The following is a 14,881-nucleotide window of genomic DNA, read 5'->3' as shown; positions in this document are numbered from 1 at the left end:
AGGCCCCGGCCGGGACGGATCCCGGGCGGGGCCTCGCGGAGCGGGGTCAGGCGCGGACGGCCTGGACCTCCAGGCTGATCGAGATCTTGTCGCCGATCAGGAGCTTGTCGCCCTGGACGGGGATGTTGTAGGTCAGGCCGAAGTCCCGGCGGTCGATCGAGGTGGTGGCGCTGAAACCGGCCTTGGTGGCGTTGTAGGGGTCGGTGTCGACGCCGTTGAACTCGGTCTTCAGGGTGACCGGACGGGTGACGTCCTTGATGGTCAGCTCGCCGTCGATCAGGTAGTCGTCGCCGTCCTCGCGGACACCGGTGGCCGCGAACTTCAGCACCGGGTACTTCTCGATCTCCAGGAAGTCGCCGGAGCGGAGGTGGCCGTCGCGGTCGGCCGAGCGGGTGTCGATCGAGCCGGCGGAGATCTCCACGGTGGCGGTGGACGAGGCGAGGTCCTCGGCGATCTCGACGGTGCCGGAGAACTCGGTGAACTGGCCCCGGATCTTGGTCATCAGGTGGCGGACGGTGAAGTCGACCGACGAGTGCGTGGCGTCGATGGTCCAGGTGCCGGCGGTGAGGCCGAGGTCGGCAAGGGTGGTCATCTCAAGCTCCTTTGATTGAATCTTCAACTACCTGGGTGAGGTTAGTTGAACTTTCAATGGCGGTCAACCAAGGCGCTCCCGGATCTGTTCCCGCCGGATCCGGTTCAGCCCAGCGGGCGCTCCACCGGCTCGACCGGCTGCGGCGGCTCGCCCACGGCCGGCTCGGCGGCCGGCGCGACCCGGGCCGTGGCACTGCCCTCCAACAACACCTTCGCCACCAGGTCGGGATCGTCGCCCATCGGCACGTGCCCGCAGTCGGCCAGCCAGACGAACCGGGCTCCGGGCAGCCGCTGCTGCGCGCGCAGCGCCTGGATCGGCAGCAGCAGCCGGTCCCGGGTACCCCAGGCGATCGTCACCGGCACGTCCGCGCAGGCGCCCCGGAACCGGACGCGCCGGCCCGTCCGCAGGGTGGGCTCGAAGCCGACGCACTCGCGCAGCACCCGGGCGTCCTCGGCCAGCGTCTCGATGCTGAGCCGGTCCGGGTGGCCGTAGATCATGCCGAACACGGCCTTGCGCCGCCTGGGCGTGCTCGCCAGCCGGGCGAGCACGCCGTCCGGTACCCGGGCCGCGAGCCGGGAGAAGCGCAGCACCGACGACGCGTACAGCAGTTCGGGGGCGGTGAAGAACCCGGCGGGCGACAGCGCGGTGGCCGAGCCGACCAGGTTCCGGTCGGCGGCCTCCAGGGCGAACAGCCCGCCCAGCGAGTTGCCCGCGATGTGCGGCCGGTCCAGCCCGAGCTTTCCGAAGAACTCCGCCAGCACGTCCATGATGGTGTCGAGGTCGTATCGGGCTCCGGGGGGCAGCGGCGGTGACGCGCCGAAACCCGGCAGGTCCACCGCGATGACCTCACGTTCCGCGGACAGCCTGCCCATCACGGGTTCCCAGGCCTGCCAGCGGTGGCCGATTCCATGCAGCAGCACCAGCGGGGGGCCGTCCCCACGGCGCTCGAAGGCGATGTCCACGCGGTCGAGGGTACGCCGATGTTACCCGTCAGTCACATGTGCTGCTCGTCACGACCGGGCGGCGGTGCTCCAGCGCCTCGCGAAGCTGGGCCCGGCCGCGGTGGATCCGGCTGCGCACCGTGCCGAGCTTGACCCCCAGGGTCGCCGCGATCTCCTCGTACGTCAGCCCCTCGATGTCGCAGAGCACGACGGCGGCGCGGTACTCGGGCGCCAGCGCGTCCAGCGCCGCCTGGATGTCGGCGTCGAAGCCGCGCTCGTCGATGGTCTGCGCCGGGCTGGGCTCCCGGCCACGCAGCCGTTCGGCCGCGTCGTCGGCGAGCGGGTCGAAGCGGATGCGCTGCTTGCGCCGGGCCTTGTCGAGGAAGAGGTTGGTGGTGATCCGGTGCAGCCAGCCCTCGAAGGTGCCCGGAGAATACGACGACAGAGAGCGGAAGACCCGCACGAAGACGTCCTGAGTGAGGTCTTCGGCATCGTGCCGGTTGCCGGTCAGCCGGTAGGCCAGCCGGAACACCCGGGTCGAGTGCTCGTGGACGATCTCCTCCCACGTGGGCGGCGTCCACGCCATCACGCCTGCGCTCACCTCTACCCCCGCCCTGATACAAAATCGTTACTGCCAGCATGCCTGTACCCGGATAAGAGCGACGTAAGAGCGGCGCTCCCCGGCGGGCGCCGTGCCTTACGTCACGGTGCGCGTGATCCGCACCGTGAATGCTCACCCCGGGAGGTGTTCCGAACCGAGAACCCCATGGTAGGAGACGCTTTCAGATGTGACCGAGTTCATTGGACTTGTTGTTAATAGGCGTTGAACGCGCGCCGGACGCGGATGATGATCGGGGTTACCTCGGTCTCCGCCCCCACCCAGAGGAACCCCATGACGCAGCGCAGTTACAACCTCGCCGACCTGCTGGAGATCCTCGCCGCCGCGGCCCCCGACCGGCCCGCGCTGGTGGCGGGCGACCGCCGGCTGACCTACCGGGAGCTGAACGAGCGGGCGAGCCGGGTGGGCCACCACCTGGCCGGCGCCGGCGTCCGGGCGGGCGAACACGTGGCGATCCTGTCCTGGAACCGGGCCGAATGGCTGGAGAGCATGCTCGGGATCTTCAAGATCCGCGCCGTGCCGATCCCGGTCAACTACCGGTACGTCGCCGGCGAGCTGCGCCACGTGCTGACCGACTCCGACTCCGTGGCGCTGATCGGCGAGCGCTCGCTGCTGGCCCGGGTCGCGGAGATCCGCGCCGAACTGCCGAAGCTGCGGCACGTCGTCGTCCTGGAGGACGGGTCGGCCGACGAGATCCCGGACGCGGTGCCCTACGAGGAGGCGCTGGCCGCCGCGGCGGCGTCGGACGACTTCCCGCCGCGCTCCGACGACGACCGCTACATCATGTACACCGGCGGCACCACCGGCTACCCCAAGGGCGTCGAGTGGCGCTGCGAGGACATCTTCTTCGGCGCGCTGGGCGGCGGCAACGTGCTCGGCGACCCGGTCACCAGCCCGGAGGAACTGGCCGCCAACGCCGCGCAGCCGGGCATGGCGGTGCTCGACTGTGCGCCGGTCATGCACGGCGCGGGCCAGTGGGTGGCCTTCATGGGGCTGCTCAGCGGTGCCAAGGTGGTGCTCTCCACCGAGCACGCCTTCGACCCGGCCCGGGCGCTCGCGCTGCTGGCCGAGGAACAGGCCAACGTGATCATGGTGGTCGGCGACGTGATGGCCCGGCCGCTGGCCGCGGAACTGGCCAGGGGCGGCCACGACACCTCGTCGCTGTTCGCGGTCGCCTCCGGCGGAGCGCCCCTCACCGAGGGAGCCAGGGCCGAGTTGCAGGCCCACCTGCCGAACGTGCTGTTCCTGGACAACTACGGTGCTTCGGAGACCGGCGCCTGTGGCCCGTCCGTGGGCGGCAAGGCGGGCACCGCCCGGTTCATGATGAAGCCGGGCATCACCGTCCTCGACGACGACCTGCGGCCCGTCAAGCCGGGCGAGATCGGCCGGCTGGCCCGCAGCGGCCACATCCCGCTGGGCTACTACAACGACCCGCAGAAGACCGCCTCGACCTTCTTCACCGACGCCGAGGGCACCCGCTGGTCGGTGCCCGGCGACTTCGCGAGCCTGGAGCCCGACGGCACGATCGTGCTGCTCGGCCGGGGCTCACTGATGATCAACACCGGGGGAGAGAAGGTCTACCCCGAGGAGGTCGAGGTGGCGCTCAAGGACCACCCCGACGTCTACGACGCGATCGTGGTCGGCCTGCCCGACGAGCGCTTCGGCCAGCGGGTGGCCGCGGTGATCGCACCCCGCCCGGGCGCGCGGCCCACCCTGGAGGAGATCTCCGGGCATCTGCGGGGCCGGCTGGCCGGCTACAAGCTCCCCCGGCAGATCCACCTGGTGGACGAGGTGCGGCGGACGGCCGTCGGGAAGTCCGACTACGCCTGGGCTCGCGCGGTGTTCGTCTGATCCCGGAACGCGGGCAACGGATGATCTTCGCTGCACCTTGCGTGTCTTGACAGCTTTCATGCGCATACTCCCCTCATGGGGGAGTACGCGTGATTCTCCTGGCAGATCGGTATCGCCTGATCTCCGTCGCCGGTCGTGGGGGGATGGGGACCGTCTGGCATGCCCGTGACGAGATCCTGAATCGGGAGGTGGCGGTCAAAGAGGTCGAACTGCCCGATCGGCTGACCGGCGCCGAGCGGAGCGCGCTCTGCCACCGGCTGGTCCGCGAGGCGCGAGCCGCGGCGGCGCTGCGGCATCCCGGCGTGGCCACCGTGCATGACGTGCTCGTGGCGGACGGCCGCCCCTGGATCGTGATGGAACTGCTGCGGGCCCGCTCGCTCCAGCAGGTACTCGACACCGCGGGCCCGCTGCCGCCGGTGCCCGCGGCGCGGATCGGCCGTGCCGTGCTCTCCGTGCTCGACGCCCTGCACGCGGCGGGCTTCCTGCACCGCGACGTCAAGCCCGGCAACGTGCTGCTCACCGACGACGGCCGGGTCGTCCTGTCCGACTACGGGCTGGCGGTGCGCACCGGCGAGCGGACCGGCTTCGAGGGCTCGCCCGCGTACGTGTCGCCCGAGCAGGCACGCGGCGAGTCCGGCACCGAGGCGTCGGACCTGTGGTCCCTGGGGACGCTGCTGTACGCCGCCGTGGAGGGCCGGTCGCCCTACGCCCGCAAGGGCGCGCTGGCCTCGATGGTCGCGGTACTGATCGGCGAGTACGAACCGCCCGGGCACGCAGCCGAGCTGGGCCCGGTCATCGAGGGACTGCTACGGCCGGATCCGGCCGACCGGCTGACCACCATCCAGGTCGCCGAACTGCTCGACCGGATGCTGGACGCCCGGCAGGAGGCGCAGCGCGGCCGGCGGTGGTACCCGGCCACGGTGGCCGGCTTACTGCTGGTGATCGTCGTGCTGGGAGCGCTCGCCGGCTGGGCGGTGCGCTGGTACCCGGCCGCACCGGGCCCGGTCTCCCTGGTGGAGGCCGGCAGCGCGACCACCTCGTACACCCGGCCGGGAAGCTACCGGGTGCGGGTGCCCGCGGACTGGCGGCGGACGGAGCGGGAGCACGGCGTCGAGTGGTCCCTGCCCGGCTCCGGCGGGCGGCTGGTGATCGCCCCGGCCGCGGGCGACGCCGTGGCCGGCCTGCTCGCCGCCGAACACCAGGCGCTGGCGGACGGCCGCTACTCCGGCTACCGGCGGCTGCGGCTGGAGGCCACCCCGGAACTCGGCCCGGGAACGGCGGAATGGGAGTTCACCTGGCGGGACATGCGCGGGCTGCACAGCAGGGTCGGCGGCCACGACCTGTTCTTCACGGCCCCGGTGGACCGGTGGACCCCCGGTCAGCGCCACTTCGACCGGGTCCGGGCGACGTTCCGGCCGGCGGCGCGCTCCTAGCGGAGGCGATCGGCGGCATCGAGCCGGCCCGGCAGCCGCGGTGGTGCGCTCCTGCACGTGCCCCTGGAGGGTCATGCGCTTCGTGCAGCAGGTCGGCGACCTCGGCGAGTTGCCCCTGCAGGCGCCCCAGGGGGTCGTGCGCTGCCTGGACGTCTGCGGCGCAGTCGATGACGCGGTGGAACCTGCGGGTGCCCCTAGGGGGTCGTGCGCTGCCTGGACGTCTGCGGCGCAGTCGAGACGCGGTGAACCTGCGGGCGCCCCTAGGGGGTCGTGCGCTGGATCTGGAGCAGGATCTCCGCGTTGGACGAGCTCTTGCGGACCTTCTCCAGCAGCAACTCGATGCCCTGCTGCGGGGTGAGCGACTGAAGCAGCCGGCGCAGCCGCCAGTGCAGCTCCAGTTCCTGCGGCGACATCAGCAGCTCTTCACGGCGGGTGCCGGAGGCGATGACGTCGACGGCCGGGAAGACGCGTTTGTCGGCCAGGCCCCGGTCGAGCTTCAGCTCCATGTTGCCGGTGCCCTTGAACTCCTCAAAGAACACGTCGTCCATCCGCGAACCGGTCTCGACCAGCGCGGTGGCGAGGATGGTGAGGGAGCCGCCGTCCTCGATGTTGCGGGCGGCGCCGAAGAACTTCTTGGGCGGGTACAGCGCGGTGGTCGCCACGCCGCCGGCCAGGATCCGGCTGCTGGCCGGGGCGGCCAGGTTGTAGGCGCGGCCCAGCCGGGTGATCGAGTCGAGCAGGATGACCACGTCGTGGCCCAGCTCGACCAGTCGCTTGGCCCGCTCGATGGCGAGCTCGGCCAGGCCGATGTGCTCCTCGGAGGGCCGGTCGAAGGTCGAGTGGATCACCTCGCCGTTGATCGAGCGGCGCATGTCGGTGACCTCTTCCGGCCGCTCGTCGATGAGGAGCACCATCAGGTGGCAGTCGGGGTCGTTGGTGGTGATCGCGCCTGCCAGGGCCTGGAGCACCATGGTCTTGCCGACCTTGGGCGGCGACACGATCAGGCCGCGCTGGCCCTTGCCGATCGGCGCCACCAGGTCGATCACCCGGGTGGCCGGGGCGCCGGTGTCGAGCCGCAGCCGCTCGTCGGGGAACAGCGGGGTCAGCTTCGCGAACTCGGGCCGCTCGGTGCCCGGGGCGGCGCCGTTGACGGTCTCGATGTGGACGAGGGCGCTGAACTTCTCGCGGCCAGAGCGCGGGGCGCGGGCGGTGCCGCTCACGGCGTCACCGGGCCGCAGCCGGCCGGCCTTGATCTGGGCGAGGGAGACGTAGACGTCGTCGGGACCCGGCAGGTAGCCAGAGGTCCGGACGAATGCGTGTTTGTCCTGCACGGACAGGATGCCGGTGAAGGCGCGCACGAGATCGTCGGAGCGTTGCCGGGGGACGGTCGGCGCCGACGGGTCGAGCTCTGTGATGGTCATGTGGTCCCTTCTGAAGACCGATAGGGGACGGCCAGCGCAGGTTCGGTGACTTGCTCGAACCGGATGCGCGTGGCGGAAGAGAAGACTCCTCAACGGAGATCTGGGAAATCAGGCACTCAGATGGCCTGCTGGGACGGCACTTCACCGCGGAACGGGATCTACCGGTGCCCCCATGACAGTACAGCACGGTGACCGACCGGCGCATTCCCCCCGGTGCGGGGATTTTGCTAGGCACTCGCCCAGCGCAGGCGCGGGCGCTCAGGCGGCGGTCACCTGCCGCGGCCACGCCGACAGGTCGTGGCAGCGGGTGTCGGGCAGGTCCTGCAGCCGGGCCGCGGCGGCGGCCGGGTCGGTCAGCAGCTTCCCCGTCTCGGGCCGGCCCAGCTCGGCCAGCGGCAACACCCCGCACAGCAGCGCGTCCGGGGTGCGGGCGAAGACCAGCGGGCAGCACTGCACCACACCCGACTCCAGCCGGTTCAGCGCGAGGATCAGCGACTTCGTGGCCGCGGCACCGGCCGGCAGGTCGGCCGCCGCGCCGCTGCGCAGCGTGTGCAGCAGGTCGAGGAAGTCGCGCTCCAGCTCGCGCGGGCTGCGCCCGGACAGGTAGTAACGGGCCTGCCAGGGGCCCTTGCCGGTCGACCAGGCCCGCAGCTCGCGGCGCAGCCCGAACTCCTCGGCCCACTCCTCGAACGCCTGCCCCAGCGATTCGAGCGGTTCCCGGGCGTCGCCGTGCAGCGTCCCCCGGACGATGTCGACGGGACCGGCGCCCAAGGCCAGGCCGACCGCCTCGTCCAGCTGGCCGAGCATCCGCCCGCGCAGCCGGGCGACGGTCTCGCGCAGCGCGTCGAACGAGTCGGTCAGGTCGGTGCGCGACTGCTCCAGCCGGGCCAGCCGGGCGGCGGTGTCGTGCCGGGTGCGGTCGAGGTCGCGCCGTGCCTGCTCGGCGTCCTCGCGGTGCAGGTCGAGCTGCCGGTTGACCTCGGGCAGCATCCGGTCGTTGATCTGGGAGACCAGGGAGCCGATCCGCTTGTCGGCGGCCTCCAGCGCCTCCTCGTGCCGGGTCTGCGCGGCCTCCAGCCGCTGGACGCGCTCGCCCAGCGCGTCCGGGTCGAGCTCGGCGAGCCGGGCCCGGAGCTCGGCGACGGCGGGATCGGGGCGCTTGCGGTCGTACACCAGGTAGAGCTCACGTCCCGTGATCACCAGGCACAGGATGATCAAGATCACGGTCATCCGGACTCCTCGGGCTGAAGACCCCGCCTTCAGTTGGGGAAGGGCGTCAAGACTTCCTCCGGGCTTGTCACTAGGAAGATAGGCCAATCACAACACGTTTGACATAGACCCGCGAGGTGTTCGTGGTAACCGTGTCGAATCTTTCCCGGGAAAACGCGGTAAAACAGATGAGGGGTCTTTCGGGGGCGTTCTGGGGTGTTTACCCTCCGACCGGTCAAGGAAAAATATTCCATCCGCAACAAACTCAGTGGTGGAATTTGACCAATATGTCCCGGTAGGGGGCGTGCCTGGCTACACCCCGTTCAGCGGAGGGCCGCCGCGCCGAAGGAGACGCGGAACCGCTTGCACCAGATGGACACGCTGGTGAGCTCGGCGAGGTCCGTGTCCGCCGGGATGGCGTAGTTCTGGTCGCCCTTGTTGCCCTTGAGTTTGCCCAGTTCCAGGTATTCGCCGTCGTCGAACACCCCCCAGCCCGCCACCCCGGGCTTGACCGGCTGGTCCGAGAGCCACACCCGCAGATCGGGGCCGTCGGAGGTGTCGAGGTTCTCGATCCGCAGGACGCGCCGGCCGTCGGGCAACATGATCACCTTTGCGGTGCCGGACGTGCCGTGCTCGTGCGAGATGAACCGGCCGCTCGACAGGGTCCGCGGCGCGGCGGGCGTGCCGCTCGCCGGCGGCGGCGCCTGCCCGGCCGAGGTCGGGACCACCGCCTCCGGTGCGGCTTCGGCCACCGTCCGGTCGGTGAACAGCCGCCATGGCTGGAACAGGTACAGCCCCGCGGCCAGGGCGACCGCGAACACGGCCAGCAGTGCCACGGCCCAGGGCCGCCGCAGGAATCCGATCATGGTGACCTCCCGGCGTCTTTCGCCAAGCCCACCACAGGTGCCGCCGCGGCCGGGCGCGAAAGGTCTTACCGATCGCTAACGTTCGATTGGTCACACCCCCGTGAAATAAACTCTTTCTTTTAAGTTAAAGGCAAGGTAAACTACTTACAGGTGTGCCGGGAAGCCTGGTCGGCGACGGGGAGAGTCGTCCCTCGACCAGGGAGATGTGGTGCCGATGTTCCTGCCATGCGGCGGGCCACGCCCTTCCCCGCGATTCTCACCACGTGCCACGCCCGCCCTCGGGCGCCCGCCTTCGTGCAGCTGACGGCCTTCTCGACCGGCGTTCTCCACCATCGCGCCGGATCACGGTCATGCCGTTGATCCGGTGAACTCCGCTGCCTGATATTCCATTGCATGCGCATTTGTGGAGGCTTGTTAATGCTATTCGCCATGCTCTTTTTCCTGCTCGGTGCGTCCATTCTCGTCATGGCGGCCGACCAGCTCGTGCTCGGCTCCGGCCGGCTCGCCGAGCGGCTGGGCATCGCTCCGGTCGTGGTGGGCGTCGTCGTGCTCGGTTTCGGCACCAGCACGCCCGAGTTGCTGGTCACCGCGACCGCCGCGATCCGGGGCGAGGGCGGGCTGGCGGCGGCCGGGCTGGCCGGTGCCAACATGATCAACCTGACGCTGGTGCTCGGCGTCTGCGGGCTGGCGGGGCCGCTCGCCGTGCGGTCGGCGGTGCTGCGCCGGGAGGCCCCGTTCGCGGTCGCCGCCGTGGCGCTGTTCGCCGTCGTCCTGCTGCGCGGCCCCGACCCGCTCGGCGGCGCGGTGTGCGCCGTCGGGTTGGTGCTGCTGGTGGCGGCGCTGGTCCGGACCGCGCGGTCTGCTCCGGACGACCCGATCGCGGTGGAGACGAGCACGGTGCTGGCCGACGGCTCCGCGCACTCCCTGGCCCGCGAGTCGGCCAGGGCCGCCGCCGGCCTGGCCGGGCTCCTCCTCGGCGCCGGGCTGCTGGTGACGGGCGCGACCGACCTGGCGACCCTGGCGGGCGTCCCGCAGGCGTTCATCGGCTTCACCCTGGTCGCGCTGGGCACCACCCTGCCCGAGCTGGTGACCTCGCTGCACGCCGCCCGCCGGGCGGAGACCGACCTGCTGATCGGCAACCTGCTGGGCAGCGACGCGTTCAACAGCCTCGCCGGCGGGGCGGTGCTGGGCGCGTTCTCCACCGGCGTCCGCGTCCCGGTGCTCATGGTGCTCGCCATGGCGGCCGTCACGCCGGTGGCCTGGGGCCTGCTGGCCCGGGGCGGCGGGCTGACCCGTCCCGAGGCCGGGCTGCTGGTCGCGCTCTACCTGGTGTTGCTGCCGGTGCTCAGCTGAGGGTGCGCAGGTCCGCCGGGGTCCGGGGGTCGGGTGTGCCGGGCGGCAGGATGCCGTGCGCGCGCAGCAGCCCGCCGACCGCCGGGCCCCAGGCGGGACGCAGCCGGGCGGCGGCCAGCAGCGCCTCGTCGGTGAGCAGGTCGCCGGCCGGCCCGGTGCGCAGCCCGCCGCCGGCGAGCACGGCCGCGTCCTGGGCCCACCGGTAGGCCAGGTCCACGTCGTGGGTGGCCGCGACGATCGTGGTGCCGCCCGCCTGTAGCCGGTCCAGCGTGCCGAGCAGGGCCTCCACCCCGCCCGGGTCGAGCCCGGCGGTCGGCTCGTCGAGGATCAGCACGGCCGGGCGCAGTGCCAGCGCCCCGGCGATGGCGGCCCGCTTGCGCTGGCCGAAGGAGAGCAGGTGGGTGGGGCGGTCGGCCAGCTCGGTGATCTCCATGGCGGCCAGCGCGTCCCGCACCCGGGACCGCACCTCGGCGGCCGGCAGCCCCAGGTTCAGCGGGCCGAACGAGACGTCCTGCGCGACGTCGGCGGAGAACAGCTGGTCGTCGGGGTCCTGCAGGACGAGCTGCACCCGGGTGCGCAGCGCGGCCAGCCCGCGCCGCGAGTAGGAGACGGGCGTCCCGTCCAGCCGGATCTCGCCGCCGGACGGCCGCAACCCGCCGCTGAGGACGCGCAGCAGGGTGGTCTTGCCGACCCCGTTGGGGCCGAGCAGTGCCAGCGCCCGGCCGGTCCGGACCTCCAGCGACAGCCCGGTGAACACGGGCTCGCCGCCCTCGTAGGCGTACGCCACCTCATGCGCGCTCAGCACTGCGGGGGCCGGGGTCATCGCAGGCCGTCCAGGGTGAGGGTGGCCGCGAGGGCCAGCAGCGCGGGGATCGGGGCGAGGGCGAGGAAACGGGTGGCCAGCGGGATCTCCCGGACCGCGACGGTGAGGTCGCCGGTGTAGCCCCGCCCGGCCAGGCCCACCTCCAGCCGCCGGGCCCGGTCGAACGAGCGGATGAAGATCGCCGAACCGAGCCCGCCCAGCGACCGCCAGGTGGCGCGGAACGTCAGGGTGCCGAGCCGCCCGGCCTGGGCGGCCCGGATCTGCCGGGCGGCGTCGAGCACCAGGAACAGCAGCCGGTAGATCAGCGCCGCCACCTCCACCACCGCGGCCGGCACGCCGATCCGGGTCAGCCGGGGCAGCGCGTCCGCCAGCGGGGTGGTGCTCGCGAACAGCAACTGGCACAGCAGGGCCGCCGCGCAGCGGGCCACGACCTCGGCGGCGCGGTGGCCGCCGTCCGGGGCCCAGCCGATCCCGCCGGGGCCGACCGTGACCAGGAACGCCAGCGAGCCGGTCAGCACGAAGCCCAGCGGCGCCCGGGCGGCCCGCGCCAGCGTGCGCGGCGGCACCCGGGCCCAGCCCAGCGCCACCGCGAGCGCGACCGCGAACGTGACGGGGGCGCCGGGCCAGGGCGGCAGGGCGAGCGCGCAGGCCAGCAGGCCCCCGGCGAGCAGCCCCTTGGCGGCGGGGTGGTGCCGCCGCCAGGGGCTGCGGTACGCCGCGGCGTCGATCGCGAGCACGGCTCAGCCGGCGTCCGGCCCGCTCTCCGCCCGGGCGAGCTTGCGGCGGGTGCGGACGGCGCCGAGGCAGTAGCCCAGGACGCCCATGCCGATCCCGGCCTGGAGGGCGAACAGGCCCGACTCGATCTCGCCGGACGGCGGCTCGTACAGCGGGCTGAACCACGGCTCGTAGTCGGGGTCGTGTTCGAGGATCGCCGGCTCGGCCTGGGCGTCCGCCCCGGCGAACGGCTCCTCCTTGCCGTCGCCCGCGCCGATCGCCAGCGGGATGACGGCCAGGGCCGCCACGGCCAGCACGAGCAGCAGATTGATCATCGTGCCGCGCTTCATGCCGCCACCTTCTTCTTGTCCGTGACGCCGAGCCGGATCAGTTCCGCCGCGGCCGAGGTGCGCAGCAGCCGGACGACCAGCACGGTCAGCAGCCCCTCGCTGATCGCCAGCGGGATCTGGGTCACCGCGAAGATGCCGCCGAACTTGGCCAGCGCCCCGGCGAAGCCACCCTCCGGGTCGGGGAAGGCCAGCGCGAGCTGGAGCGAGGTGACGCAGTAGGTGACCAGGTCGGCGACGAACGCCCCCAGGAACACGGCGGGCAGCAGCCCGGCCCCCCGCGACAGCCGGTACACCATGTACCCCGCCCAGGGGCCGGCGATCGCCATGGAGAAGGCGTTGGCGCCGAGGGTGGTGAACCCGCCGTGCGCCAGCAGCAGGGCCTGGAAAACCAGGGTGATCGTGGCCAGCACGGTCATGATCGGTGGTTTGAAGAGGATGGCGCCGAGCCCGGTGCCGGTCGGGTGCGAGCAGCTTCCGGTGACGGAGGGGATCTTCAGTGCGGACAGCGCGAAACAGAAGGCGCCGGAAGCGCCCAGCAGCAGCTTGGACTCGGGGTCGTTCTTGACCTGGCGGGTCAGCATGACGACGCCGTGGACGACGAACGGAGCCGCCGCGGCGGTCCACACCGCGGCATGCAGGGGAGGGAGAAAGCCTTCGGCGATATGCACGGGCGGGCACCCGGACCTTTCCAGCACCTCGTGGACGGTTCACAGCGCCGTGGCCGGTCTCCTGGCTGACGGTTGCCCTCTCGCTCGCCTTCCCAGACCTGGGCCCAGTGGCTTCCCCTGCGGGGATGAACGAGAAGATCCCGATCACAGTGGCGAGGGCCGCTCCGGTTTCGCACCGGAATTCCCGTTCACCACGGCTTCGTCAGCGTAGGACAGCTGTCTGATATCTGCAAGAGTGCGCAGGTAATCAGGTGTTGGAACGTTTCTGGCAGGATGGCATCGTGCATCTGATTCCGCGGGAACGCGCTCAGCGAAGCACCATCGACGACCACCAGGCGTGCCGCGCCGCCGCGGGCATCGGCGACCCCGCCCGGACGGCGGCCTGGGCCCGGCGCTTCGACCTGCTCGCCGACCCCGGCCGGCTCACCCTGCTGCTGGCCATCGAGGCGGCCGGCCCCATCGCCGTGACGGACCTCGCGATCGCCACCGGGATCTCCGACACCGCCGTCTCCCAGGCGCTGCGCGTGCTGCGCACCGCGGGCGTGGTCGAGGGCCGCCGGGACGGCCGGGTGGTGCGGTACGCGATGAGCGACCCGGAGGTCTCCGCCCTGCTGCGCCGGATCGGCTGAACCCCGGCGCGCCGAATGCATCCGCCCGGATCGGGTACCCGAAGCGGGCTAGGGCATCGACGCAAGGCACCCGCCGCCCCGCGGGTGGGAAGGGGCAGGTCATGACCAGTCTGCGTAACGGACGGACCGGAAGCACCGTGGCGGCAAAGGCCGGCAACGGCTCGGTGGCGAAGTCGGAGCGCTCGGTCGGCGAACTGCTCGGCGAGATGACGACGGATCTGCAGAAACTGTTCCGGCAAGAGGTCGAACTGGCCAAGACCGAGACCAAGAACGAGATGCGCAAGGCGGGCAAGGCCGCCGGGTTCTACGGCGGCGCCGGGTTCGCCGGGTACATGGTGCTGCTGCTGCTCAGCCTCACCGCGGTCTTCGCACTGGCCAACGTGATGAACGCCGCCTGGGCGGCGCTGATCGTCACCGCCGTCTGGGCGGTCATCGGGGCGGTGCTGTACGCGCTCGGCCGCAGCCGGATGCGCCGGGTCTCGCCGCGGCCCGACCGGACCATCGAGACCCTCCGGGACGACGCCCGCTGGGCCCGGCACCCGATGACGCACTGAACCGTCCCGCCTGACCTGGCAGGGTCGGGCGCATGAACACGACCGTGGGCCCGACGCTCGGGCTGGTGCTGCTCGGGCTGGCCGCCGTGGCCGCGCTGCTCGTCCGGCTCGGGTCGCTCGAACTGGGCCGCCAGGTGCTGGTGGCGGCCGGGCGGGCGACGGTGCAACTCGCCGCCGTCTCCCTGCTGATCGCCGTCGTGGTGCGCAGCGCCGGCTGGACGGCCCTGTTCATCGCCGGCATGGCGGTGGTGGCGACCGTCACCGCGGCCGGGCGGGTCGCCGAACCCCGGGCCTGGTGGGTGGGGGCGTCGATCGTGGGCGGCGTGGCCCCGGTGCTGCTGCTCGTGCTGGCCACCGGGCTGGTGCCGCTGCGTCCCATCGCGGTGCTGCCGATCGCCGGCATCCTGATCGGCGGCGCGATGACCGCGACCGCGCTGGCCGGCCGCCGGGCGCTGGAGGAACTGGCCGACCGGCACGGGGAGTACGAGGCGGCGCTCGCACTCGGACTGCTGCCCCGGGACGCCGCGCTGGAGGTCTGCCGCCCGGCCGCCGCGCTCGCGCTGATCCCCGCGCTGGACCAGACCCGCACCGTCGGGCTGGTCACGCTGCCGGGCGCCTTCGTCGGCGTGCTGCTCGGCGGCGCCGACCCGGTCCAGGCCGGCGCCACCCAGCTGCTCATCCTGATCGCGTTGCTCGCCGTCGAGGCCGTCGCCGTCCTGGCGACCATCGAACTGGCCGCGCGGGGCGCCCTGGGCACCCGCCGCCGCGCGTAGCACGCGCACAGCCGCAGGGGCGGGCGGATGGACCGCGGCACAGCTCCCGAGGGCGAGGTGGGTGGCGTCCCGGACGCGTGGTTTA

The 14,881-nt window shown here is 72.2% G+C and carries 15 protein-coding genes, 1 pseudogene and 1 riboswitch; of the genes and pseudogenes, 6 read left to right on the top strand and 10 right to left on the bottom strand.

Translation table 11 applies throughout. The features are described from left to right. Positions 1 to 46: 46 nt before the first annotated feature. The 3 genes from DPM19_RS31385 to sigE form a co-directional block, all read right to left on the bottom strand. Positions 47 to 592 (bottom strand): YceI family protein, encoded by a 546-nt coding sequence (locus tag DPM19_RS31385; RefSeq protein ID WP_111871711.1) that lies wholly within the window; start codon positions 590 to 592, stop codon positions 47 to 49. A 104-nt stretch (positions 593 to 696) separates the two neighbouring features. After that, entirely contained in the window at positions 697 to 1,554 is an 858-nt protein-coding gene (locus DPM19_RS31380; protein ID WP_111871710.1) for an alpha/beta fold hydrolase, read from the bottom strand. Between the two features lie 28 nt (positions 1,555 to 1,582). Continuing rightward, entirely contained in the window at positions 1,583 to 2,119 is a 537-nt protein-coding gene (sigE, locus tag DPM19_RS31375) for an RNA polymerase sigma factor SigE (RefSeq protein ID WP_111871709.1), read from the bottom strand. A gap of 306 nt (positions 2,120 to 2,425) precedes the next feature. Here sigE and DPM19_RS31370 point away from each other — a divergent pair, with 306 nt between their 5' ends. Both DPM19_RS31370 and DPM19_RS31365 read left to right on the top strand, forming a co-directional pair. Further along, complete coding sequence (locus DPM19_RS31370; protein ID WP_111871708.1) at positions 2,426 to 4,003, top strand: acyl-CoA synthetase; 1,578 nt, start codon at positions 2,426 to 2,428, stop codon at positions 4,001 to 4,003. 89 nt (positions 4,004 to 4,092) lie between these two features. Continuing rightward, positions 4,093 to 5,436: a serine/threonine-protein kinase gene (locus DPM19_RS31365; RefSeq protein WP_267900929.1), complete on the top strand. Its 1,344-nt coding sequence runs from the start codon at positions 4,093 to 4,095 to the stop codon at positions 5,434 to 5,436. A gap of 260 nt (positions 5,437 to 5,696) precedes the next feature. Here the strand turns inward: DPM19_RS31365 and rho are convergent. From rho to DPM19_RS31350, 3 genes and pseudogenes are all read right to left on the bottom strand, one after another. Continuing rightward, a pseudogene (gene rho / locus DPM19_RS31360) lies at positions 5,697 to 6,818 on the bottom strand (transcription termination factor Rho); the annotation flags it as partial. A gap of 297 nt (positions 6,819 to 7,115) precedes the next feature. Further along, positions 7,116 to 8,087 (bottom strand): hypothetical protein, encoded by a 972-nt coding sequence (locus tag DPM19_RS31355; protein WP_111871705.1) that lies wholly within the window; start codon positions 8,085 to 8,087, stop codon positions 7,116 to 7,118. 302 nt (positions 8,088 to 8,389) lie between these two features. Next, positions 8,390 to 8,932 carry a DM13 domain-containing protein gene (locus DPM19_RS31350; protein WP_111871704.1) on the bottom strand — a complete coding sequence of 181 codons (543 nt, stop codon included), beginning with the start codon at positions 8,930 to 8,932 and terminating at the stop codon, positions 8,390 to 8,392. Between the two features lie 429 nt (positions 8,933 to 9,361). Between DPM19_RS31350 and DPM19_RS31345 the strand changes: the two genes are divergently transcribed. Further along, on the top strand, positions 9,362 to 10,285 hold the full coding sequence (locus DPM19_RS31345; protein ID WP_199485381.1) for a sodium:calcium antiporter: 924 nt from the start codon (positions 9,362 to 9,364) through the stop codon (positions 10,283 to 10,285). On the opposite strand, the gene DPM19_RS31340 is transcribed toward DPM19_RS31345, so the two are convergent. The 4 genes from DPM19_RS31340 to DPM19_RS31325 are packed head-to-tail and all read right to left on the bottom strand — an operon-like array spanning position 10,278 to position 12,840. Continuing rightward, entirely contained in the window at positions 10,278 to 11,108 is an 831-nt protein-coding gene (locus DPM19_RS31340; protein ID WP_111871702.1) for an energy-coupling factor ABC transporter ATP-binding protein, read from the bottom strand. The genes DPM19_RS31345 and DPM19_RS31340 overlap by 8 nt on opposite strands. Then, entirely contained in the window at positions 11,105 to 11,845 is a 741-nt protein-coding gene (gene cbiQ / locus DPM19_RS31335) for a cobalt ECF transporter T component CbiQ (protein ID WP_111871701.1), read from the bottom strand. Before cbiQ ends, DPM19_RS31340 begins: the two co-directional genes overlap by 4 nt. A 3-nt stretch (positions 11,846 to 11,848) precedes the next feature. Beyond that, positions 11,849 to 12,172 (bottom strand): energy-coupling factor ABC transporter substrate-binding protein, encoded by a 324-nt coding sequence (locus DPM19_RS31330; RefSeq protein WP_111871700.1) that lies wholly within the window; start codon positions 12,170 to 12,172, stop codon positions 11,849 to 11,851. Next, positions 12,169 to 12,840 carry an energy-coupling factor ABC transporter permease gene (locus DPM19_RS31325; RefSeq protein ID WP_111871699.1) on the bottom strand — a complete coding sequence of 224 codons (672 nt, stop codon included), beginning with the start codon at positions 12,838 to 12,840 and terminating at the stop codon, positions 12,169 to 12,171. Before DPM19_RS31325 ends, DPM19_RS31330 begins: the two co-directional genes overlap by 4 nt. 34 nt (positions 12,841 to 12,874) lie before the next feature. Beyond that, positions 12,875 to 13,051, bottom strand: a riboswitch (cobalamin riboswitch). 70 nt (positions 13,052 to 13,121) lie between these two features. On the opposite strand from DPM19_RS31325, the gene DPM19_RS31320 reads away from it, so the two are divergent. The 3 genes from DPM19_RS31320 to DPM19_RS31310 all read left to right on the top strand — a co-directional run bounded on the left by DPM19_RS31320 (position 13,122) and on the right by DPM19_RS31310 (position 14,796). Continuing rightward, on the top strand, positions 13,122 to 13,469 hold the full coding sequence (locus DPM19_RS31320) for an ArsR/SmtB family transcription factor (RefSeq protein WP_111871698.1): 348 nt from the start codon (positions 13,122 to 13,124) through the stop codon (positions 13,467 to 13,469). A 101-nt stretch (positions 13,470 to 13,570) separates the two neighbouring features. After that, positions 13,571 to 14,023: a phage holin family protein gene (locus DPM19_RS31315; RefSeq protein WP_111871697.1), complete on the top strand. Its 453-nt coding sequence runs from the start codon at positions 13,571 to 13,573 to the stop codon at positions 14,021 to 14,023. 32 nt (positions 14,024 to 14,055) lie between these two features. Continuing rightward, on the top strand, positions 14,056 to 14,796 hold the full coding sequence (locus DPM19_RS31310) for an ABC transporter permease (protein ID WP_111871696.1): 741 nt from the start codon (positions 14,056 to 14,058) through the stop codon (positions 14,794 to 14,796). Positions 14,797 to 14,881: the final 85 nt, after the last annotated feature.

Origin of the sequence: Actinomadura craniellae, assembly GCF_003289645.1 — a bacterium.
Classification (GTDB): Bacteria; Actinomycetota; Actinomycetes; order Streptosporangiales; family Streptosporangiaceae; genus Actinomadura_D; species Actinomadura_D craniellae.
Note: the sequence above shows the minus strand (reverse complement) of the source record. Positions and strands in the feature narration are given on the sequence as shown.

Coding starts and splice junctions, on each gene's coding strand:
- DPM19_RS31350 (WP_111871704.1), bottom strand. CDS start 8,932: ATGATCGGATTCCTGCGGCGGCCCTGGGCCGTGGCACTGCTGGCCGTG.
- DPM19_RS31315 (WP_111871697.1), top strand. CDS start 13,571: ATGACCAGTCTGCGTAACGGACGGACCGGAAGCACCGTGGCGGCAAAG.
- DPM19_RS31355 (WP_111871705.1), bottom strand. CDS start 8,087: ATGACCGTGATCTTGATCATCCTGTGCCTGGTGATCACGGGACGTGAG.
- DPM19_RS31370 (WP_111871708.1), top strand. CDS start 2,426: ATGACGCAGCGCAGTTACAACCTCGCCGACCTGCTGGAGATCCTCGCC.
- DPM19_RS31330 (WP_111871700.1), bottom strand. CDS start 12,172: ATGAAGCGCGGCACGATGATCAATCTGCTGCTCGTGCTGGCCGTGGCG.
- DPM19_RS31385 (WP_111871711.1), bottom strand. CDS start 592: ATGACCACCCTTGCCGACCTCGGCCTCACCGCCGGCACCTGGACCATC.
- DPM19_RS31310 (WP_111871696.1), top strand. CDS start 14,056: ATGAACACGACCGTGGGCCCGACGCTCGGGCTGGTGCTGCTCGGGCTG.
- DPM19_RS31340 (WP_111871702.1), bottom strand. CDS start 11,108: ATGACCCCGGCCCCCGCAGTGCTGAGCGCGCATGAGGTGGCGTACGCC.
- sigE (WP_111871709.1), bottom strand. CDS start 2,119: ATGGCGTGGACGCCGCCCACGTGGGAGGAGATCGTCCACGAGCACTCG.
- DPM19_RS31345 (WP_199485381.1), top strand. CDS start 9,362: ATGCTCTTTTTCCTGCTCGGTGCGTCCATTCTCGTCATGGCGGCCGAC.